This window comes from Pararhodobacter sp., assembly GCF_036802785.1.
In the GTDB taxonomy this organism is placed as follows: Bacteria; Pseudomonadota; Alphaproteobacteria; order Rhodobacterales; family Rhodobacteraceae; genus Pararhodobacter.
The window spans coordinates 1-16,641 of record NZ_DAIRVN010000029.1 but is presented as its reverse complement, the minus strand read 5'-3'; the positions used below and the strand labels follow the sequence as shown (position 1 = coordinate 16,641).

Below are 16,641 nucleotides of genomic sequence, written 5' to 3'. Positions count from 1 at the left end.
TTACCAAAGACAACACGCCTTGCCGGAAGATCGCCGATGAACAAACGCCTTGCCGCCGCGCAGTTCCGTGAGCGCCTTGCCCAGTTGCAGGGCCAGTCAGGGTTGACCCAGTCAGCCTTTGCGCAGGCGATCGGCATCGACCGCTCGGCGCTGTCGCAACTGATGAGCGGCGCCAACCCCCGGCTGCCGCGCGCCGAAACCCTGCTGGCGCTGGCCACGCATTTTCAGGTCTCCACCGACTGGCTTCTGGCCCTGACCGAGGATCGCGGCATTGTCACCCAGACGCTGAACACGGTGGAAACCGAACAGGCGCTGGACGAGGAAAGCCGCACCGCGATGGAGCGCTGGCACCATGAGGCCGCCGGACAGAAGGTGCGCTATGTCCCCGCGCAACTGCCCGACCTGATGCGCACCGAGGCGGTGATCGCCTTTCAGGCGGCCTCCAGCGAGCAGGAGCGCCGCCGCCTGCAATCGCAGACCGCGCGGCGGCTGCATTTCTCGCGCATGCCGGAATCGGATATCGAGATGTGCATGCCCTTTCAGACGCTTGAGGTTTTCGCCGAGGGGCGCGGGGTCTGGCGGGGTCTGCCGCTGCGCGACAGGCAGGAACAGCTTGACCATATCGCCAGCACCGTTGAAGAATTGTATCCGGCCTTTCGCATGTATCTGTTTGACGGCCGCAAGCGCTTTGCCCCGCCGATGACCATGTTCGGCTATGGCCGCGCCGCCGTCTATGCGGGCGAGGTCTACCTGCATTTCCGCTCAAAGCAGCTGATCCGCGAGCTGGCGCAGGCCTTTGACGGGCATATCCGCCATGCTGATGTCCATGCCCATGAAGCCGCCGGTTTTGTGCGCCGTCTGACGGTTTCGCCCGACTGAGGGCGGGCAAAGGGGGCTTTGCGCCCCCTCGGCGCTGCGCGCCTCACCCCCGCAGGATATTTTCAGACAGAAAATGGGGGACGCGATTTCTCTTAACAAGGCGTTGCGCGCTGTGCGCTTGCCGCGTGGGGGTGCGCGCCCTTAGCCTGAGCGGACACTGGATGGAGGGCAGCATGGCCGTGAGTGAGACTGCACCCCGTCGCCGCGCAGGCGGCAGAGGCGGCAATGCGCGCCGCGTCCCGGGGTTTCATCTTGAGCAGATGCCCTGGCGCATTCCGGTAAACCCTGACAGGCCGACGGAACCGATTGATGGCGAGGGTGTGCAGGCGATCCACCTTGGCGCGATGCATATCCTTTCCGAGATCGGTATCGAGTTTCTCAACGACGAGGCGCTGGCGCTGTTCCGGCAGGCGGGCTGCCGGGTTGAGGGGCAGCGGGTGCGCATGGGGGCGGATTTCGTCACCGAGATGGTGGCGCGCGCACCGGCTTCCTTCACCATCACCCCGCGCAACCCGGCCCGGCAGGTGACCATCGGCGACGGCCATATGGTCTTCGTCAATGTCTCCAGCCCGCCCAGCAGCTGGGATCTGGCGCGCGGCAAGCGGCCCGGCGATTTTGCCACGTTCCGCGAGTTCCTGATGCTGACGCAGTTCTTCAACTGCATCCATATCGCCGGTGGCTACCCCGTGGAGCCGGTGGATATTCACCCGGGCGTCCGGCATCTGGACTGCCTTCAGGAGAAGCTGGTGCTGACCGACAAGGTCTGCCACGCATACAGCCTTGGCCGCGAGCGGGTTGAGGATGTGATGGAGATGGTGCGCATCGCCGGCGGGCTGAGCCATGAGGCTTTCGAGGCCACGCCACGGATGTATACCAATATCAACTCGGTCTCGCCGCTCAGGCATGATTTCCCGATGATCGACGGCGCGCTGCGCCTTGCGCGGCGCGGCCAGCCGGTGGTGGTGACGCCCTTCACGCTGGCCGGTGCCATGGCACCGGTGACGATGGCGGGCGCCGTGACCTTGTCGATTGCCGAGGCTTTGTCGGCCATTGCGCTTCTGCAATACGCCGCCCCCGGCTGCCCGGTGGCAATCGGCACCTTCACCTCGAATGTCGACATGCGCAGCGGTGCGCCCGCCTTTGGCACGCCCGAATACATGCGCGCCACGCAGATGACCGGGCAGCTGGCGCGGTTCTACGGGCTGCCGCTGCGCTCATCGGGCGTATGCACCGCCAATGTGCCCGATGCGCAGGCGATGTGGGAGACGACCAACAGCCTCTGGGCCGCGGTGCAATCCGGCTCGAACATGGTCTATCACGCGGCGGGATGGCTGGAGGGCGGGCTGATCGCCAGCCCCGAGAAATTCGTGATGGATTGCGAGGTGTTGCAGATGATCCAGCGCTATTTCGAGCCTGCAACCTTTGGCACCACCCCCGAGGATATCGCGCTGGATGCCGTGGCCGAAGTGGGGCCCGGCGGGCATTACTTTGGCTGCGCGCATACCCAGGCGCGCTATGCGACGGCGTTTTACGCGCCCATGGTTTCGGACTGGCGCAATTTCGAGGCCTGGGAAGCCGATGGCGCGGAACAGACGCCGGAGCGGGCGCACCGGATCTATCGCCAGATCGTGGATGGGTTCGAGGCACCGGTGATGGACCCGGCGATCCGTGAGGAACTGGCGGAGTTTGTCGAAAAGCGCAAACGCGAGGGCGGCGCGCCCACCGATTTCTGAGCCCCCTTTCCCCCGCCCGCGCTGGCCGCTAGTCTCGCGCACAAACGGAGGGACACCATGCGCGATTTTCAACGCCCCGGCCGCTCGGCGGTTCATGCAACAAACGGGATCTGCGCCACATCGCACCCGCTGGCCGCGCATGTGGCGCTGAACATCCTGCAACAGGGCGGCAACGCAGTGGATGCGGCGATCGGCGCGGGCGTGCTGCTGGGCTTTTGCGAGCCGCAGATGACCGGGCTGGCGGGCGATTGCTTCGTGCTGGTGAAACCCGCGGGCGAGGAACGGGTGGTCGCGCTCAACGGCTCAGGGCGGGCACCGATGGGGCTGGATGCGGCGGAGATGCGTGGGCGGGGGCTGAAAGCGGTGCCGGTCTACGGGGTGGAAGCGGTAACCATGCCCGGTGCCGTCGATGCCTTCTGCCGCCTTTCCGCCGACTGGGGCAGGCTGGAACTGGCGCAGGTGCTGGAACCCGCGATCCGCTATGCCGAGGAAGGGGTGCCGGTGGGGCCGCGCACCGCCTTTGACTGGGCACTGGCCAGCCACCTGCAGGGCGATGCGCGCCGCCACTTCCTGAAGGACGGGCGCGCGCTGAAAACCGGCGAGATATTCCGCGCCCCCGGGCAGGCCGAAGTTCTCAGGCGCATCGCGCGGGAGGGGCGCGCCGGGTTCTATGAGGGAGAAGTGGCCGAGGATATCATCGCCTCGCTGCGCGCGCTGGGCGGCTGCCACATGCTGGATGACCTTGCCGCCACGGCCTGCGACTATACCGACCCGGTGTCGAGTGACTATCGCGGCGTGACCCTGATCGAACACGCGCCCAACGGACAGGGTGCGACAGCCAATCTGATGCTGAACATCCTTCAGGAATTCGACCTCTCCGCGCTGGACCCGATGGGCGCCGGGCGCGCGCATCTTGAGGTCGAGGCCACGCGGCTGGCCTATGACGCGCGCAACCGCTTCATCGCCGATCCGGACCATACCACCAGGCTGGGCCACATGCTGGCGCCGGAAACGGCGCGGAAACTGGCCGCCCTCATCGACCCGGAGCGCGCGCTGGCGCAGGTGTCTTCGCTGACGGAATCGGTCCATAAGGATACGGTCTATCTGACGGTGGTCGACAAGGACCGCATGGCGGTGTCGCTGATCTATTCGGTCTTCCACAGCTTCGGCACGGGCCTCGCATCGAACCGCTTCGGACTGGCCTTCCAGAACCGCGGCGCAGGATTCACGCTGAGCGAAGGGCACCCGAACGAGGCAAAGGGCGGCAAGCGCCCGATGCACACGATCATCCCCGCCATGCTGCAGGAAAACGGGCGCATCACACTGCCCTTCGGCGTGATGGGCGGCGCCTATCAGCCCGCCGGGCATGCGCGGGTGGTCTCCAATCTGGTTGACTACGGGATGGAGCTGCAAAGTGCGCTGGACGCGGCGCGCAGCTTCGCCGGGCAGGATGACGAAGGCGACGGGCTGATGCTGGAAACCGGCTATGCACAACCCGTGTTTGACGCGCTGGCCGCAAAGGGCCACCGGATGCAATGGCGCAAGGAGCCGCTGGGCGGCGCGCAGGCCATACGCATTGAACGCAACGGCACGCTGACCGGCGCCTCCGACCCGCGCAAGGATGGCTGCGCGCTGGGCTACTGAAGAGGGCTCCCGCGCGCCCCGCTGAAGGTCGGGTGAGAGGCCGGAGCCGCTCCCGCCCGTCTTCGCATCCCGGCTTCGCCGCAACGCTCATCCCGTTTGGCCGGGCCGCGCGGCTGCGCCTCGCGGCGAAAAGGGGGGCTTTGTTTCCATTTCTTTTGCAGAAGTCAGGGGGCGTTGCCCCCTCTGGGCCTGCGGCCCATTCACCCCCGCGTATTTCCGGCAAGATGAAAGGGAGGCGCTACGCCCCTGCCTCACCTGTTCAGAAATATCCCGGGGGAGTCTGTTCTGCGCAGCAGAACGGGCGGGGGCAGCGCCCCCTTTCTGTTGAAAAAAGGCTTCTGCGAAGCAGGCAATCCGGTCACCGCAAACCGCACCGCCGGTCAGCGCGGACCATATCCGCCCGCTGTCGGCGTAATCACCGTTACCGCCTCACCCGCCCCGACAACCGTCTGATCACAGGCGCGCAGGCTCTCTACCCCCCCGTCCAGCCGCCGCACCAGTGTCTGCCCCTTTTCGCCCGCGCCGCCCCCGGCCACACCCTGTGGCGAGAGCTTCCGATGGCTCGAAAGGATCGCGCAATCCATCGGCTCAAGGAAACGGATGGTGCGCGTCGTGCCGTCGCCCGCCGTCCATTTCCCCTTCCCGCCCGACCCGGGGCGCAGCGCGAATTCTTCCAGCAGCACGGGAAAGCGCAGTTCCAGCACCTCGGGATCCGTCAGGCGAGAGTTGGTCATATGCACATGCACCCCCGACGTGCCGTCAAACCCGCGCCCTGAATTCATCACCCCGGCGGGCGAGCCCGAACAGATGGTCTCATAATACTGATAGGTATCATTGCCGAAGGTCAGGTTGTTCATCGTTCCCTGACTGTTGGCCATCGCCCCCAGCGCGGCAAAGAGTGCATTGGTCACATGCTGGCTGGTCTCCACATTCCCCGCCACCACCGCGCGCGGGTATTGCGGGGCCAGCATGCAGCCCTCGGGCACGATGATGCGGATGGGGCGCAGGCAACCTGCATTCATCGGGATCGGGGCTTCGACCATGCAGCGGAACACATAGAGGACGGCGGCACGGGTCACCGGCTCGGGCGCGTTGAAGTTGTTCTCCCAAGCCTCTGATGTTCCTGTAAAATCGACCGTTGCGGTGCGCTTCTCCCGGTCCACGGTGATGGCCACTTTGATCACCTGGCCGGTGTCGGTCTCATAGGCGCAGGCGCAATCCTCCAGCCGCCCCAGCAGGCGGCGCACCTCTTCAGCGGCATTGTCCTGCACATGGCCCATATAGGCCTGCACCACCTCCAGCCCGAATTCCTCGACCATATGCCGAAGCTCTGCCGCGCCGCGCTCATTGGCGGCGACCTGTGCTTTCAGGTCGGCGATATTCTGCGCCACGTTGCGCACCGGATAGGGGTGATCGGTCAGCAGATGGCGCAGCGCCTCATCGCGGAAACGCCCCTGTTCCACCAGCCTGAAATTGTCGATCAGCACGCCTTCTTCATCGACGGTCGTCGCCAGCGGCGTCATCGAGCCGGGCGCGGTGCCGCCGACATCGGCGTGGTGCCCGCGTGAGGCGACCCAGAACAGAACCGTCTTCCCCTCGGCATCGAAAACCGGCGAAACCACCGTGATATCAGGCAGATGCGTGCCGCCGTTATAAGGCGCGTTCAGCGCATAGACCTCGCCGGGGCGGATATCGGGGTTGAGGCGGATCACGGTTTCCACCGAGCGGTCCATCGAGCCCAGATGCACCGGCATATGCGGGGCATTCGCCACCAGCGCGCCGGAAGCGTCAAACACCGCGCAGGAAAAATCGAGCCTTTCCTTGATGTTGACCGAGTGTGCTGTGTTCTGCAGCGCCAGCCCCATCTGTTCGGCGATGTTCATGAAGAGGTTGTTGAACACCTCCAGCAGGATCGGATCGGCGGTGCCTGCCCCCACGACCTGCGCGCGCTCGGCCTTGCGGAAGCGGCGCATCAGAACATGGTCCTGCGCAGTGATCTGCGCGCGCCAGCCGGGTTCAATGACAATGGTCTGGTTGGCCTCGATAATTAGCGCAGGGCCGGTGACAGTATCGCCCGGCGACAGCCCTTCGCGCCGGAAAACCCCGGCCTCATGCCAGTCGCCGCCCGCATAAAGCCGCACCTTCCGGTCCGATTGCGCGACGCGCCCGGGCTTGGTTTCAGAGGGCGCCGCCTGCCCCTCGGCGCGGGCATGAAAAGCCTGAAGATCAATCGCTTCGATCGTTATCTCTTTGTCTTCATAGACAAATCCGAATTGCGCCTTGTGCAGGGTTTCGAACGTCTCCCGCGCCTTGTCCAGATCGCGCTCAGAAAATCTGACCGGGATCGCGGTGTCGGTTCCGGCGTAGCGCAGCATCAGAACCGGATGCCAGCTTATCTCATTTTCGGGCACACCCTGCGCAACCATCTCCTCCATGACGCGCGCATAAAGCGTTTCGATCAGCGCGTCGGTCCCGGCCACCGAATCCGGCGCCAGCGGCAGCATCAGCGCCTGCTGGCGGCTGGCCTCCACCCCGGCCAGCCCGATGCCATAGGCCGACAGCAGGCCGGAAAGCGGGTGGATCAGCACCACCTCCATCCCCAGGGCATCGGCCACCAGACAGGCATGTTGCCCGCCGGCGCCGCCGAAGCTGTTGAGCAGGTATTTCGTCACGTCATAGCCGCGCTGAACGCTGATCTTCTTGACCGCATTGGCCATATTCTCAACCGCGATCTTGAGGAAACCCTCGGCCACGTCTTCAGGTGTTTTTCCTTCCTGTTCAGCGATTTGTGAGAACTTCTTCACAACCACATCACGGTCCAGCAACTGATCCTGACCGGGGCCGAAGATGGCCGGGAACAGCCCGGGGTTCAGCTTGCCCAGCATGACATTGGCATCCGTCACCGTCAGCGGCCCGCCGCGCCGGTAGCAGGCCGGGCCGGGGTCAGCGCCCGCCGAATCCGGCCCCACGCGAAAGCGCCCCTTCTCGGCATGCAGGACAGAGCCGCCGCCCGCCGCCACGGTATGAATGCGCATCATCGGCGCGCGGATGCGCACACCCGCCACCTCGGTATCAAAGGCGCGCTCGAAATCGCCCGCGCAATGCGCCACATCGGTGGAGGTGCCGCCCATGTCAAAGCCGATCACCCGTCCGAACCCGGCCATCCGCGCGGTTTCCACCATGCCGACCACACCGCCCGCCGGGCCGGACAGGATGGCATCCTTGCCCTGAAACGTGTCCGCCGCCGTCATCCCGCCCGACGACATCATGAATTGCAGCACCGGCCCGGGCTGCCCCGGCGGCGTGGCCCCCAGCGCGCCCGCGACCCGTGCCACATAGCGTTTCAGGATCGGCGAGAGATAGGCATCCACCACCGTCGTATCGCCCCGCCCGACCAGCTTGATCAGCGGTGAGACCTCATGACTGACCGAGACCTGCGCGAAGCCGAGACTGCGCACCAGTTCAGCCAGCGCGGCCTCATGCGCCGGGTTCTTCCAGGCATGCATCAGCACGATGGCCACCGCGTTGATACCGTCCTCGCGCAGGGCTTCCAGCGCCGGGCGCAGCCCCTCGACATCAAGCGCCTTCTCGACTGCACCATCGGCGCGCAGCCGTTCATCCACCTCGATCACCCGCTCATAAAGCTGTTCGGGCAGGATGATCTCCTTGGCGAAAATGTCAGGCCGGGCCTGATAGGCGATTCGCAGCGCATCCTGAAAGCCGCGCGTGATCAGAAGCGCCACGCGGTCACCCTTGCGCTCCAGCAGCGCATTGGTGGCCACCGTGGTGCCCATTTTCACCGTGCCAATGCGCGCCGGATCAATCGCACCGCCCAGCAGACGGCGGATACCCTCGATGGCGGCATCCTCGTAAGCGCCCGGATTTTCAGACAAAAGCTTGAGCGGATGCAGTGCCCCGTCCGGCGCGCTTCCCACCACATCGGTGAAGGTGCCGCCCCGATCCACCCAGAAATCCCATGTTCCGGCCGCGACGCTTGTTTTTTGATCCTGCATCACCCGCCCCTTTTGAATGTCACTTACAATTTGTTGACAAATTGCCATCGTCGCGTCAACCTCTCCTTTGCGCCTGACCGGAACGGCGCGCAAAAATGAGAACAGGGAGTTCCACCAATGTATTTCCGTCAGAGCCTTCTCGCCGGTTCCGTGGCCTTTGCCGCGCTGCCCGCCCTTGCCCAAACCGCATGGGACATGCCCACGCCCTATGGCGATGCGGTGTTCCATACCCAGAACATCATCCAGTTCACCGACGCGGTGCGCGAAGCCACCGACGGCGGGCTGGATATCACCGTGCATTCCGCCGGCTCACTGTTTGCCCATCCGCAGATCAAGGATTCCGTGCGCCGGGGGCTGGCGCCCATCGGTGAGATCCTGATGTCGCAGCTGGTCAATGAGAATCCGGTTTTCGGCGTCGACAGCATTCCGTTTCTGGCCAACAATTATGAGGATGCGCAGCGCCTCTGGGGTGCCTCGCGCGGGGCCGTCGAGACCGCGCTGGCAGAGCAGGGCCTGACGCTGCTGTTCGCTGTGCCATGGCCCGGCCAGTCGCTGTTTCTGAACGCCGAGGTCACCGACCCGGCCGAACTGCGCGGCATCAGCTTCCGCGCCTATAACGCTGCCACCGAGCGGATGGCGCAGCTGCTGGGCATGACCCCCACGCAGGTCGAGGCAGGCGACATTCCCACCGCCTTCAGCACCGGGCGCGTGGCGGCGATGATCACCTCGCCCTCCACTGGGGTGTCGTCGCAGGCATGGGATTTCACCAGCCATTACATCGACGTGCAGGCATGGTTGCCCAAGAACATGGTCTTCGTGAACACCGGCGCCTTTGAGGCTCTGAGCGAAGACGAGCGGGCCGCCCTGCTGGAAGCCGCCACTGACGCCGAGGCCCGCGGCTGGGAGATGTCGATGGCCGAAACCGCCACCCAGATCGCGCGGCTGGAAGAGGCCGGGATGGCGGTTTCCACCCCGTCCGATTCCCTGTCAGAGGCGCTCGCCGGTGTCGGTGAGACCATGACGGCCGAGTGGCTGGAACAGGCGGGCCCTTCCGGCGAGGCCCTGATCACCGAGTATCGCGGGAACTGACGCGCATCGCGGGCGGGGCTGCCACGGCCCCGCCCCCTTCCCCTTGCCGGACCCTCGCCCTGCCCCCGCCGCATGCGGATGAGAGCGGCGCGCCCGGCTCTTTCAGCAAAGCGGAGGCACAGATGCGAAGGTTCTTCGACGCCCTCTATAACGGCGCCCTGATCGCGGCCTGCACTGCCATGGTGGCGATTGCCCTGCTGGTTCTGGTGCAGGTTCTGGGCCGGATCATTGACCGCCTCGCCCTCTGGCTGGGGCAGGCGCCGCCCGGCATTGCGGTGCCCTCGCTGTCCGAATTCGGCGGTTTCCTGTTCGTTGCCGCCGCCTGTCTGGCGCTGCCCGCCACGCTGCGTGCGGGCGGGCATGTGCGGGTCACGCTGGCGCTGGGGCTGATGGGGCCGCGTGCGGGCCGGGCCTTTACCGGGCTGGTTCTGCTGGTGGCGCTGGCGCTGGGTGCCTTTGCCGCCTGGCATTCTGCCGAACAGATGCTCGACAGCTGGCGGTTCAACACGGTTTCCTTCGGTATGGTGCGGGTGTCCTTGTGGATACCGCAGGCGGCGATGACGGCCGGGTTTGTGCTGCTGATCGTGGCGCTGGCAGATGAGCTTGTCACCCTGCTGCGCGGCGATCTGCCTGCCTTCCGCCGTGCCGAGGAAGGGCGCCGCGAAGGCGCGGAGGGGCACTGATGGATATCACCCTCCTTTCCATCGTGCTGGTCGTGGTGCTGTTCGGCTTCCTGCTCTCGGGCCTCTGGGTCGGCTTCTCGCTGATTGCCGTGGCGCTGGTGGCGATGGAGCTGACGCGGCCGGGGCTGGCGGGCATGGTCTTTGCCACCAAGGTCTGGGGCTCGCTCAACATCTGGGATCTGACGGCGCTGCCGATGTTCATCTGGATGGGCGAGATATTGTTCCGCTCGCGCCTGTCGTCCGACATGTTCCGCGGCCTGTCACCCTTCACGCGCCGACTGCCCGGCGGATTGCTGCATGCCAATATTCTGGGCTGTGCGCTGTTCGCCGCCGTCTCGGGCTCATCCGCCGCGACCACGGCCACGGTGGGGCGCATGTCGCTGCCGGAGCTGAAAGCGCGCGGCTATGATGACCGCATGGCCATCGGCACACTTGCGGGCGCGGGCACCTTCGGCTTTCTGATCCCGCCCTCGATCATCCTGATCGTTTATGGGGCGGCAACCGAGCAGTCTATTGCCCGCCTGTTTCTGGCGGGGGTCATGCCGGGGCTGATGCTGGCGGCGATGTTCGCGGGCTATGTCATGCTCTGGGCGCTTCTGAACCCCAACCGCATGCCCGCGCCCGAACCGAAACCTGACTGGCGCGAGCGTTTCGCCGCCATCGGTGCGCTGGCGCCCACGGTGGCGCTGATCGTCGCGGTGATCGGCTCGATCTACGCGGGCGTGGCCTCACCGACCGAGGCGGCGGTGATCGGGGTGCTGGGCGCGCTGGTGATCTCGGCGCTCAGCGGCGGACTGACGCGCGGAAGCGCCTGGGCCGCGCTGAAGGGCGGCGCGATGACCAGTTGCATGATCGCCTTCATCCTGGCGGGCGCCTCGTTCCTGACAGTGGCGATGGGCTACACCGGCATCCCGCGCTTTCTGGCAAGCTGGATCGGCGCGCAGGGCTATTCACCGTTTGCGCTGCTGTCGGTGCTTCTGTTGTTCTTCATCGTCATGGGGTTCTTTCTGGACGGCATCTCGATTGTCGTGCTGACAACCAGTGTCATCCTGCCGATGATCATGGCAGCCGGAATTGACCCGATCTGGTTCGGCATCTTCCTTGTGCTGGTGGTGGAGATGAGCCAGATCACCCCGCCTGTGGGGTTCAACCTCTTCGTGCTGCAATCCATCACCGGGCGGGGCATCTTCGAGATAGCCCGCATGGCCCTGCCCTTTTTCCTGATCCTCGTGATCGCCACCGCCATTCTGGCCCTGTTCCCGGAAATTGCCCTATGGCTGCCGAACACGATGCTGAACCGCTGAACCCTGTGACCGGTGTGGGGCCGGGTGTGGGGCCGGTGGTGAGTTCCGCGCATCTGGCGCGCTCGTCCCTGCCCGCGCTCAGCGAGGTGGAATTCGCGCTGAGCATGGCCAACAACGCCTTTCACCGCTGGATGGTGCGCTGCATGGCCGCCGCCGGTGCCCCGGGCCTGTCGCCGCTGGAGGTGCTGGTGGTGCATCTGGTCAACCACCGTGAGCGGGCAAAAACCCTGGCCGATATCTGCCTGATGCTGAATATCGAGGATACCCATCTGGTCAATTACGCGATCAAGAAACTGGTGTCGCAAAAGCTGGTGCGCGCCGGGCGCAAGGGCAAGGAAAAAACCGTCGAGATCACGCCCGAGGGGGCGGCGCTGTGCACCCGCTATGCCGAGATCCGCGAGGCACTGGTGGTGCGGGCCGCGCGGCAGATGGGGCATGACCCGGAAGATATCTCGCGGATGGCGGCGCTGATGCGCACGCTCTCGGGCGCCTATGATCAGGCGGCGCGGGCGGCGGCGGCCATGTGATGCCCTGTTTGCAGTGTGGTTTTTGCGAGCGGGGACAAAGAACGGGGGCGCTGCCCCCGCCGCCCTGCGGGCGACTCCCCCGGGATATTTTCAGACAGAAAATGGGGCGGTGATGGGCGGCTTTCTGGCCTTGTGCGCGCGCCGTGGGCGCGAATTGCTGGTCGCCGGGCTGCTGGCGGGGATCGGAGTGGGGATCGTCGCGCCCGCGCTGGCTGAAGGCATGCGGGTGCTGATTGCGCCGATGGTTGTGGGGCTGTTGTTTCTGGCGGTGCTGCGGCTGGGGGTCGAAGGGGTGCGCGCGGGGCTGCGCGGGTTGCGCGGCGCGCTGGGGGTGACGCTGGTGCTGCAACTGGCGTTGCCGGTGGGCGCGGCGCTGGCGTTTCTGGCGCTGGGATGGGGCGGGCCGGTGGCGCTGGGGCTGGTGTTGATGCTGTCTGCCGCCCCGGTCACCGGCAGCCCCAATCTGGCGATCCTGTCGCGCGGCGACCCGGTGCCCGCGCTGCGCCAGCTGGTGCTGGGAACGGTGTTGCTGCCGCTGACGGTGATTCCGGTTTTTGCGCTGGTCCCCGCCTTTGGCAGCCCCGCCGAGGTGGGGCTGGTGGTGCTGCGTCTGCTGGTGCTGATCGCGCTGGCGGGGGGGCTGGCGCTTGTGTTGCGCGGGCGCGGGATTGTGCGCGGGGATGCGGGCGCGTTGCAGGCGATGGACGGGCTGGCCGCGCTGATGCTGGCCGTGGTGGTGGTGGCGCTGATGGGCGCGGTTGGGCCGGGGCTGGCCGGCAGCGGCGCGGTCTGGGGGCTGCTGGCGCTGGTGCTGGTGGTGAATTTCGGGCTGCAGGCGGGGGCCGCGTTTCTGGCGCGCGCGCGCGGCGCGGGGCTGGCGGCGCCCGCGCTGGGGATCGTCACCGGCAACCGCAATATCGCGCTTTTCCTCAGCGTTCTGCCCGCCGCGCTGGTGGAGGACCTGCTGCTGTTCATCGGCCTGTACCAGATACCGATGTATCTGACGCCGCTGGTCATGGCGCCCTTTTACCGCTGGCTTTGTGCCAGATCGCCCGCCGCCTCGCGCCAGTGACGGCGACAGAGCGAGACATAGCGCTCGTTCCCGCCGATCTCGACCTGCGCGCCCTCAAGCAGCGCCTTGCCGTCCGGCCCCAGCCGCACCACCATCGTGGCCTTCCTGCCGCAATGGCAGATGGTACGCACCTCGCGCATTTCATCGGCCAGCGCCAGAAGCGCCGCCGAGCCGGGAAACAGCGCGCCGCGGAAGTCCACGCGCAGGCCGTAACACATGACCGGCACGCCCAGATCATCGACGGCGCGGGCCAGTTGCCAGACCTGCGCCTGCGTCAGGAACTGCGCCTCGTCCAGGAAGACGCAGGCGCAGGGGCCGTCGGCGAGGCGCTGTGCGATGCGGCTGAAGAGGTCATCTTCGGGGGTGAAGCTATCGGCGGCGGCGCCGATGCCGATGCGCGAGGCGATCCGCCCCTGCCCCGCCCGGACATCCAGCCGGGCGGTCAGCAGATAGGGCTCCATGCCCCGTTCGCGGTAATTATGCGCCGCCTGAAGCAGGATTGTGGATTTTCCCGCGTTCATGGTCGAATAATGGAAATAAAGCTTGGCCATGGCGGCGCTTTAGCGCGCCGCCCGCCCCGCTTCAACGGGATATCGCTCCGCCGTCAGGCGATAGCGACGATCTCGACCGCGAAGGTCAGATCCTGCCCGGCGAGGGGGTGGTTGGCATCCAGTACCACCACCGCATCGTCGGCCTCGGCCACGGTGACCGGGATGGCCTGACCATCCGGGGCCTGCATCTGAAGCATGGTGCCCGGCTCCAGCGGGATATGCGGCGGGATCTGATCGCGCGGGACGGACTGGCGGGCCTGCGGATCATGGGGGCCATAGGCCTGATCGGCGGCGATGGTCACGGTCTTGGCCTCACCCACCGTCATGCCACCGATCGCGGCATCAAGGCCGGGGATGATCTGGCCTGAGCCGAGCGTGAAGGAAAGTGGCTCGCGGCCCTCGGAAGAGTCGAAAACCGATCCGTCTTTGAGGGTGCCGGTATAGTGGAAATGGACGGTATCGCCCGCTTTTGCCTGGGTCATGAAGAATCCTTGAGAGGGGGTGAAGGGTCGGAGGGGCGCGCGCGTCGCGCCGGGTTGCTCCGGGCTCAGAGGAAAACCTAACGCGGATCAGCCCTGTTGAAAACCCCGCCCCCGGCGAAAAACCGCCGGTCACGCGGGGGGCAGGCGCAGAAAAAGGGGGGCTTTCCGCCCCCGCCGCTCTGCGAGCGTCTCCCCCCGGAGGATATTTGTGAGCAGATGAAAGGGGCCGTGCCGGGCGCTGGCGCGCTTGTGCGGCGGCGGCTCAGCCTTCGATCGCGATTTCGTAACGCTCGATGACCGTGTTGGCGAGCAGCTTTTCGCACATCGCGCGCAGGGTTTCCTCGGCGCGGGCGCGGTCGGTCTCGGCCAGATCAAGCTCGATCACCTTGCCCTGCCGCACGGCCCCGACCCCCTCGAACCCCAGCGCGCCGAGCGCATGGCGCACGGCCTCGCCCTGCGGGTCCAGCACGCCGGTTTTCAACATCACATGCACGCGGGCTTTCATCGCAGCAGTCCTTCAGTTCATCAGTTTCGGCTTGGTGATCGGCGTGGCATTGCCGGGCATCACGCCCAGACGCCGCGCGACCTCGGTATAGGCTTCCGAGAGGTTGCCCAGATCGCGGCGGAAGACATCCTTGTCCAGCTTCTGGCCGGTCTTGGCATCCCACAGGCGGCAGCTGTCCGGGCTGATCTCATCGGCGACGATCAGGCGCTGGAAATCGCCGTCGTAGATGCGCCCGATCTCGATCTTGAAATCGACCAGCTTGATGCCGACGCCCATCATGATGCCCGACAGGAAGTCATTCACCCGCAGCGCCAGCGCCACCATGTCGTCAAGATCCTGATGCGTGGCCCAGCCAAAGGCGAGGATATGCTCCTCGCTCACCAGCGGATCACCCAACGCGTCGTTCTTGTAGTAGAATTCAACGATCGGCCGGGGCAGCGGTGTGCCCTCTTCAATGCCCAGCCGCTTGCTGATCGAACCGGCCGCGATGTTGCGCACCACCACCTCCAGCGGAATGATCTCGACGGCGCGGATCAGCTGTTCGCGCATGTTGATGCGGCGGATGAAATGGGTGGGGACACCGATTTCATTCAGCCCGGTCATGAAGAATTCCGACAGGCGGTTGTTGAGCACGCCCTTGCCCTCGATCACATCGCGCTTTTCGGCGTTGAAGGCGGTCGCGTCGTCCTTGAAATACTGCACATAGGTGCCCGGCTCGGGGCCTTCGTACAGGATTTTCGCCTTGCCCTCGTAAACTTTGGTGCGACGTGCCATGGGAGCCCCTTGTGACCGCCCGGGCGCGCGACCGGGCATTTCTGACGCCCCTATACGCCAAGCACCGCGCCCCCGCAAGCACAGGGCGCGCGGGCGGGGCGGCGGCAAGAATTTCGCAACACATTGCGGCTTAGAATGGGCAGGCAACTGCCGGAGGGATTCGAGAATGAGCAGCTTTGACGACCGCCAGAAGGGCTTTGAGAGCAAATTCGCCCATGACGCGGAACTTGCCTTCCGGGCGGAAGCCCGGCGCAACCGGCGGCTGGGGCTTTGGGCGGCGGGGCTGATGGGCCGGTCAGCGCCTGAGGCGGGCCAGTATGCCGATGCGCTGCTGGCGACCGCCCTGTCGGAGAACGGCAGCGGGCGCGTGTTCGAGCGGGTCAGCGCCGATCTGCAGGGGCAGGCAGACCCGCAGATGATCCGCGCCAAGATGGAGAGCCTTCTGGCCGAGGCCTGGCAGGAGCTTCGGGGCGGCTGAGGCAGGGTATTCCGCTATTGATAAGGGTTGCGGGCGGCGCGCGTTGCCCCCATATCTGGGGCGGATTCGCCGCTAACCCTTCAAGAGGCCCCGATTATGAGCACATTCGACGACCGCGAACGCGCATTCGAGAACAAGTTCGCCCATGACATGGACATGCAGTTCAAGGCCGTGGCGCGGCGCAACAAGGCGCTGGGGCTCTGGGCTGCGGGCCTGCTGGGCAAAACCGGTGCTGCCGCCGAGGAATACGCGATGGAGGTGATCCGCGCCGATTTCGAGGAGGCCGGGCATGAAGACGTGTTCCGCAAGGTGCAGGCCGATCTGGCAGGCAAAGCCGATGAGGCTGAGATCCGCGCGCAGATGGAGACCTTCCTGAAGGTTGCCAAGGCAGAGCTGATCGTCCGGGGCTGACGGTTCGCGCGGCAAGGGGGCTTTCGGGCCTGTCTGTATGCGGCCTGTCCGTATGAGGCGGTTGGCCGCGCGGCAAGGCCGCTCAGGTCAGGCGCCCGCCAGCGGTCAGATGTTCCTATCGGGTCAGCGACCTGTCTTCGGTCCGATGTTCTTATCCGGTCACATACCAAGCCGACGCCGGGCAGGGCCAGAACGGTTTCAGGGCCGCTCCAGCCTCCGCCGGAACAAGGGTGGGGGCGCGGCGTTAATGGGGTGGGCGCACCGCCCTTGCTGAAAACGAGGTCCGTTGTGATAACCGGGCTTGCCCGAAAACGGCGCTGCCTGAAATCCGCGCCCCGTTGAAGACTGCGGCTGCATCCGCTTTGCCTCGGCCCGTGATTCGTGTCAGGATCAACGCGCCGCCCGCCCCGATGCCACGCGGCGCTGATACCGCGCGAGGATGATGCCGCAGATCCATGCGGCAGGACAAAGAATGCCCCTGCCACCGCCCCTTCAC

The 16,641-nt window shown here is 65.9% G+C and carries 15 protein-coding genes; 10 read left to right on the top strand and 5 right to left on the bottom strand.

Annotated elements, in window-relative coordinates; all coding sequences use genetic code 11:
* Positions 1-36: 36 nt before the first annotated feature.
* The 3 genes from V7Q53_RS11525 to V7Q53_RS11515 all read left to right on the top strand — a co-directional run bounded on the left by V7Q53_RS11525 (position 37) and on the right by V7Q53_RS11515 (position 4,256).
* A complete protein-coding gene (locus tag V7Q53_RS11525; protein ID WP_333828697.1) occupies positions 37-879 on the top strand; it encodes a helix-turn-helix domain-containing protein in 843 nt (280 codons plus the stop codon).
* Between the two features lie 173 nt (positions 880-1,052).
* Complete coding sequence (locus V7Q53_RS11520; RefSeq protein WP_442954432.1) at positions 1,053-2,612, top strand: trimethylamine methyltransferase family protein; 1,560 nt, start codon at positions 1,053-1,055, stop codon at positions 2,610-2,612.
* 57 nt (positions 2,613-2,669) lie between these two features.
* Positions 2,670-4,256, top strand: coding sequence for a gamma-glutamyltransferase family protein (locus V7Q53_RS11515; protein WP_333828696.1), 1,587 nt, complete (start codon positions 2,670-2,672; stop codon positions 4,254-4,256).
* A 380-nt stretch (positions 4,257-4,636) separates the two neighbouring features.
* On the opposite strand, the gene V7Q53_RS11510 is transcribed toward V7Q53_RS11515, so the two are convergent.
* Positions 4,637-8,269, bottom strand: a complete 3,633-nt coding sequence (locus V7Q53_RS11510; RefSeq protein WP_333828695.1) for a hydantoinase B/oxoprolinase family protein — start codon at positions 8,267-8,269, stop codon at positions 4,637-4,639.
* Between the two features lie 117 nt (positions 8,270-8,386).
* Between V7Q53_RS11510 and V7Q53_RS11505 the strand changes: the two genes are divergently transcribed.
* From V7Q53_RS11505 to V7Q53_RS11485, 5 genes are all read left to right on the top strand, one after another.
* Entirely contained in the window at positions 8,387-9,358 is a 972-nt protein-coding gene (locus V7Q53_RS11505; RefSeq protein WP_333828694.1) for a TRAP transporter substrate-binding protein, read from the top strand.
* A gap of 122 nt (positions 9,359-9,480) precedes the next feature.
* Complete coding sequence (locus V7Q53_RS11500) at positions 9,481-10,041, top strand: TRAP transporter small permease (RefSeq protein WP_333828693.1); 561 nt, start codon at positions 9,481-9,483, stop codon at positions 10,039-10,041.
* The gene (locus V7Q53_RS11495) at positions 10,041-11,345 is read left to right on the top strand and encodes a TRAP transporter large permease (protein WP_333828692.1); all 1,305 of its coding nucleotides are present in this window, start codon (positions 10,041-10,043) and stop codon (positions 11,343-11,345) included. The genes V7Q53_RS11500 and V7Q53_RS11495 overlap by 1 nt, the downstream gene beginning before the upstream one ends.
* Positions 11,315-11,872, top strand: a complete 558-nt coding sequence (locus V7Q53_RS11490; RefSeq protein ID WP_333828691.1) for a winged helix DNA-binding protein — start codon at positions 11,315-11,317, stop codon at positions 11,870-11,872. The genes V7Q53_RS11495 and V7Q53_RS11490 overlap by 31 nt, the downstream gene beginning before the upstream one ends.
* Positions 11,873-11,984: 112 nt before the next feature.
* The gene (locus tag V7Q53_RS11485; protein ID WP_333828690.1) at positions 11,985-12,944 is read left to right on the top strand and encodes a hypothetical protein; all 960 of its coding nucleotides are present in this window, start codon (positions 11,985-11,987) and stop codon (positions 12,942-12,944) included.
* Here the strand turns inward: V7Q53_RS11485 and V7Q53_RS11480 are convergent.
* From V7Q53_RS11480 to purC, 4 genes are all read right to left on the bottom strand, one after another.
* Entirely contained in the window at positions 12,899-13,495 is a 597-nt protein-coding gene (locus V7Q53_RS11480; protein ID WP_333828689.1) for a thymidine kinase, read from the bottom strand. The two genes, V7Q53_RS11485 and V7Q53_RS11480, sit on opposite strands and share 46 nt — an antisense overlap.
* 53 nt (positions 13,496-13,548) lie before the next feature.
* Positions 13,549-13,977, bottom strand: coding sequence for an FKBP-type peptidyl-prolyl cis-trans isomerase (locus V7Q53_RS11475; RefSeq protein WP_333828688.1), 429 nt, complete (start codon positions 13,975-13,977; stop codon positions 13,549-13,551).
* A 262-nt stretch (positions 13,978-14,239) separates the two neighbouring features.
* Positions 14,240-14,482 (bottom strand): phosphoribosylformylglycinamidine synthase subunit PurS, encoded by a 243-nt coding sequence (gene purS, locus V7Q53_RS11470; protein WP_333828687.1) that lies wholly within the window; start codon positions 14,480-14,482, stop codon positions 14,240-14,242.
* A gap of 12 nt (positions 14,483-14,494) precedes the next feature.
* The gene (gene purC / locus V7Q53_RS11465; protein WP_333828686.1) at positions 14,495-15,256 is read right to left on the bottom strand and encodes a phosphoribosylaminoimidazolesuccinocarboxamide synthase; all 762 of its coding nucleotides are present in this window, start codon (positions 15,254-15,256) and stop codon (positions 14,495-14,497) included.
* Positions 15,257-15,422: 166 nt separating this feature from the next.
* Here purC and V7Q53_RS11460 point away from each other — a divergent pair, with 166 nt between their 5' ends.
* Both V7Q53_RS11460 and V7Q53_RS11455 read left to right on the top strand, forming a co-directional pair.
* Entirely contained in the window at positions 15,423-15,734 is a 312-nt protein-coding gene (locus tag V7Q53_RS11460) for a DUF1476 domain-containing protein (RefSeq protein WP_333828685.1), read from the top strand.
* A gap of 96 nt (positions 15,735-15,830) precedes the next feature.
* Positions 15,831-16,145 (top strand): DUF1476 domain-containing protein, encoded by a 315-nt coding sequence (locus V7Q53_RS11455; protein ID WP_333828684.1) that lies wholly within the window; start codon positions 15,831-15,833, stop codon positions 16,143-16,145.
* The last annotated feature ends 496 nt before the right edge of the window (positions 16,146-16,641 follow it).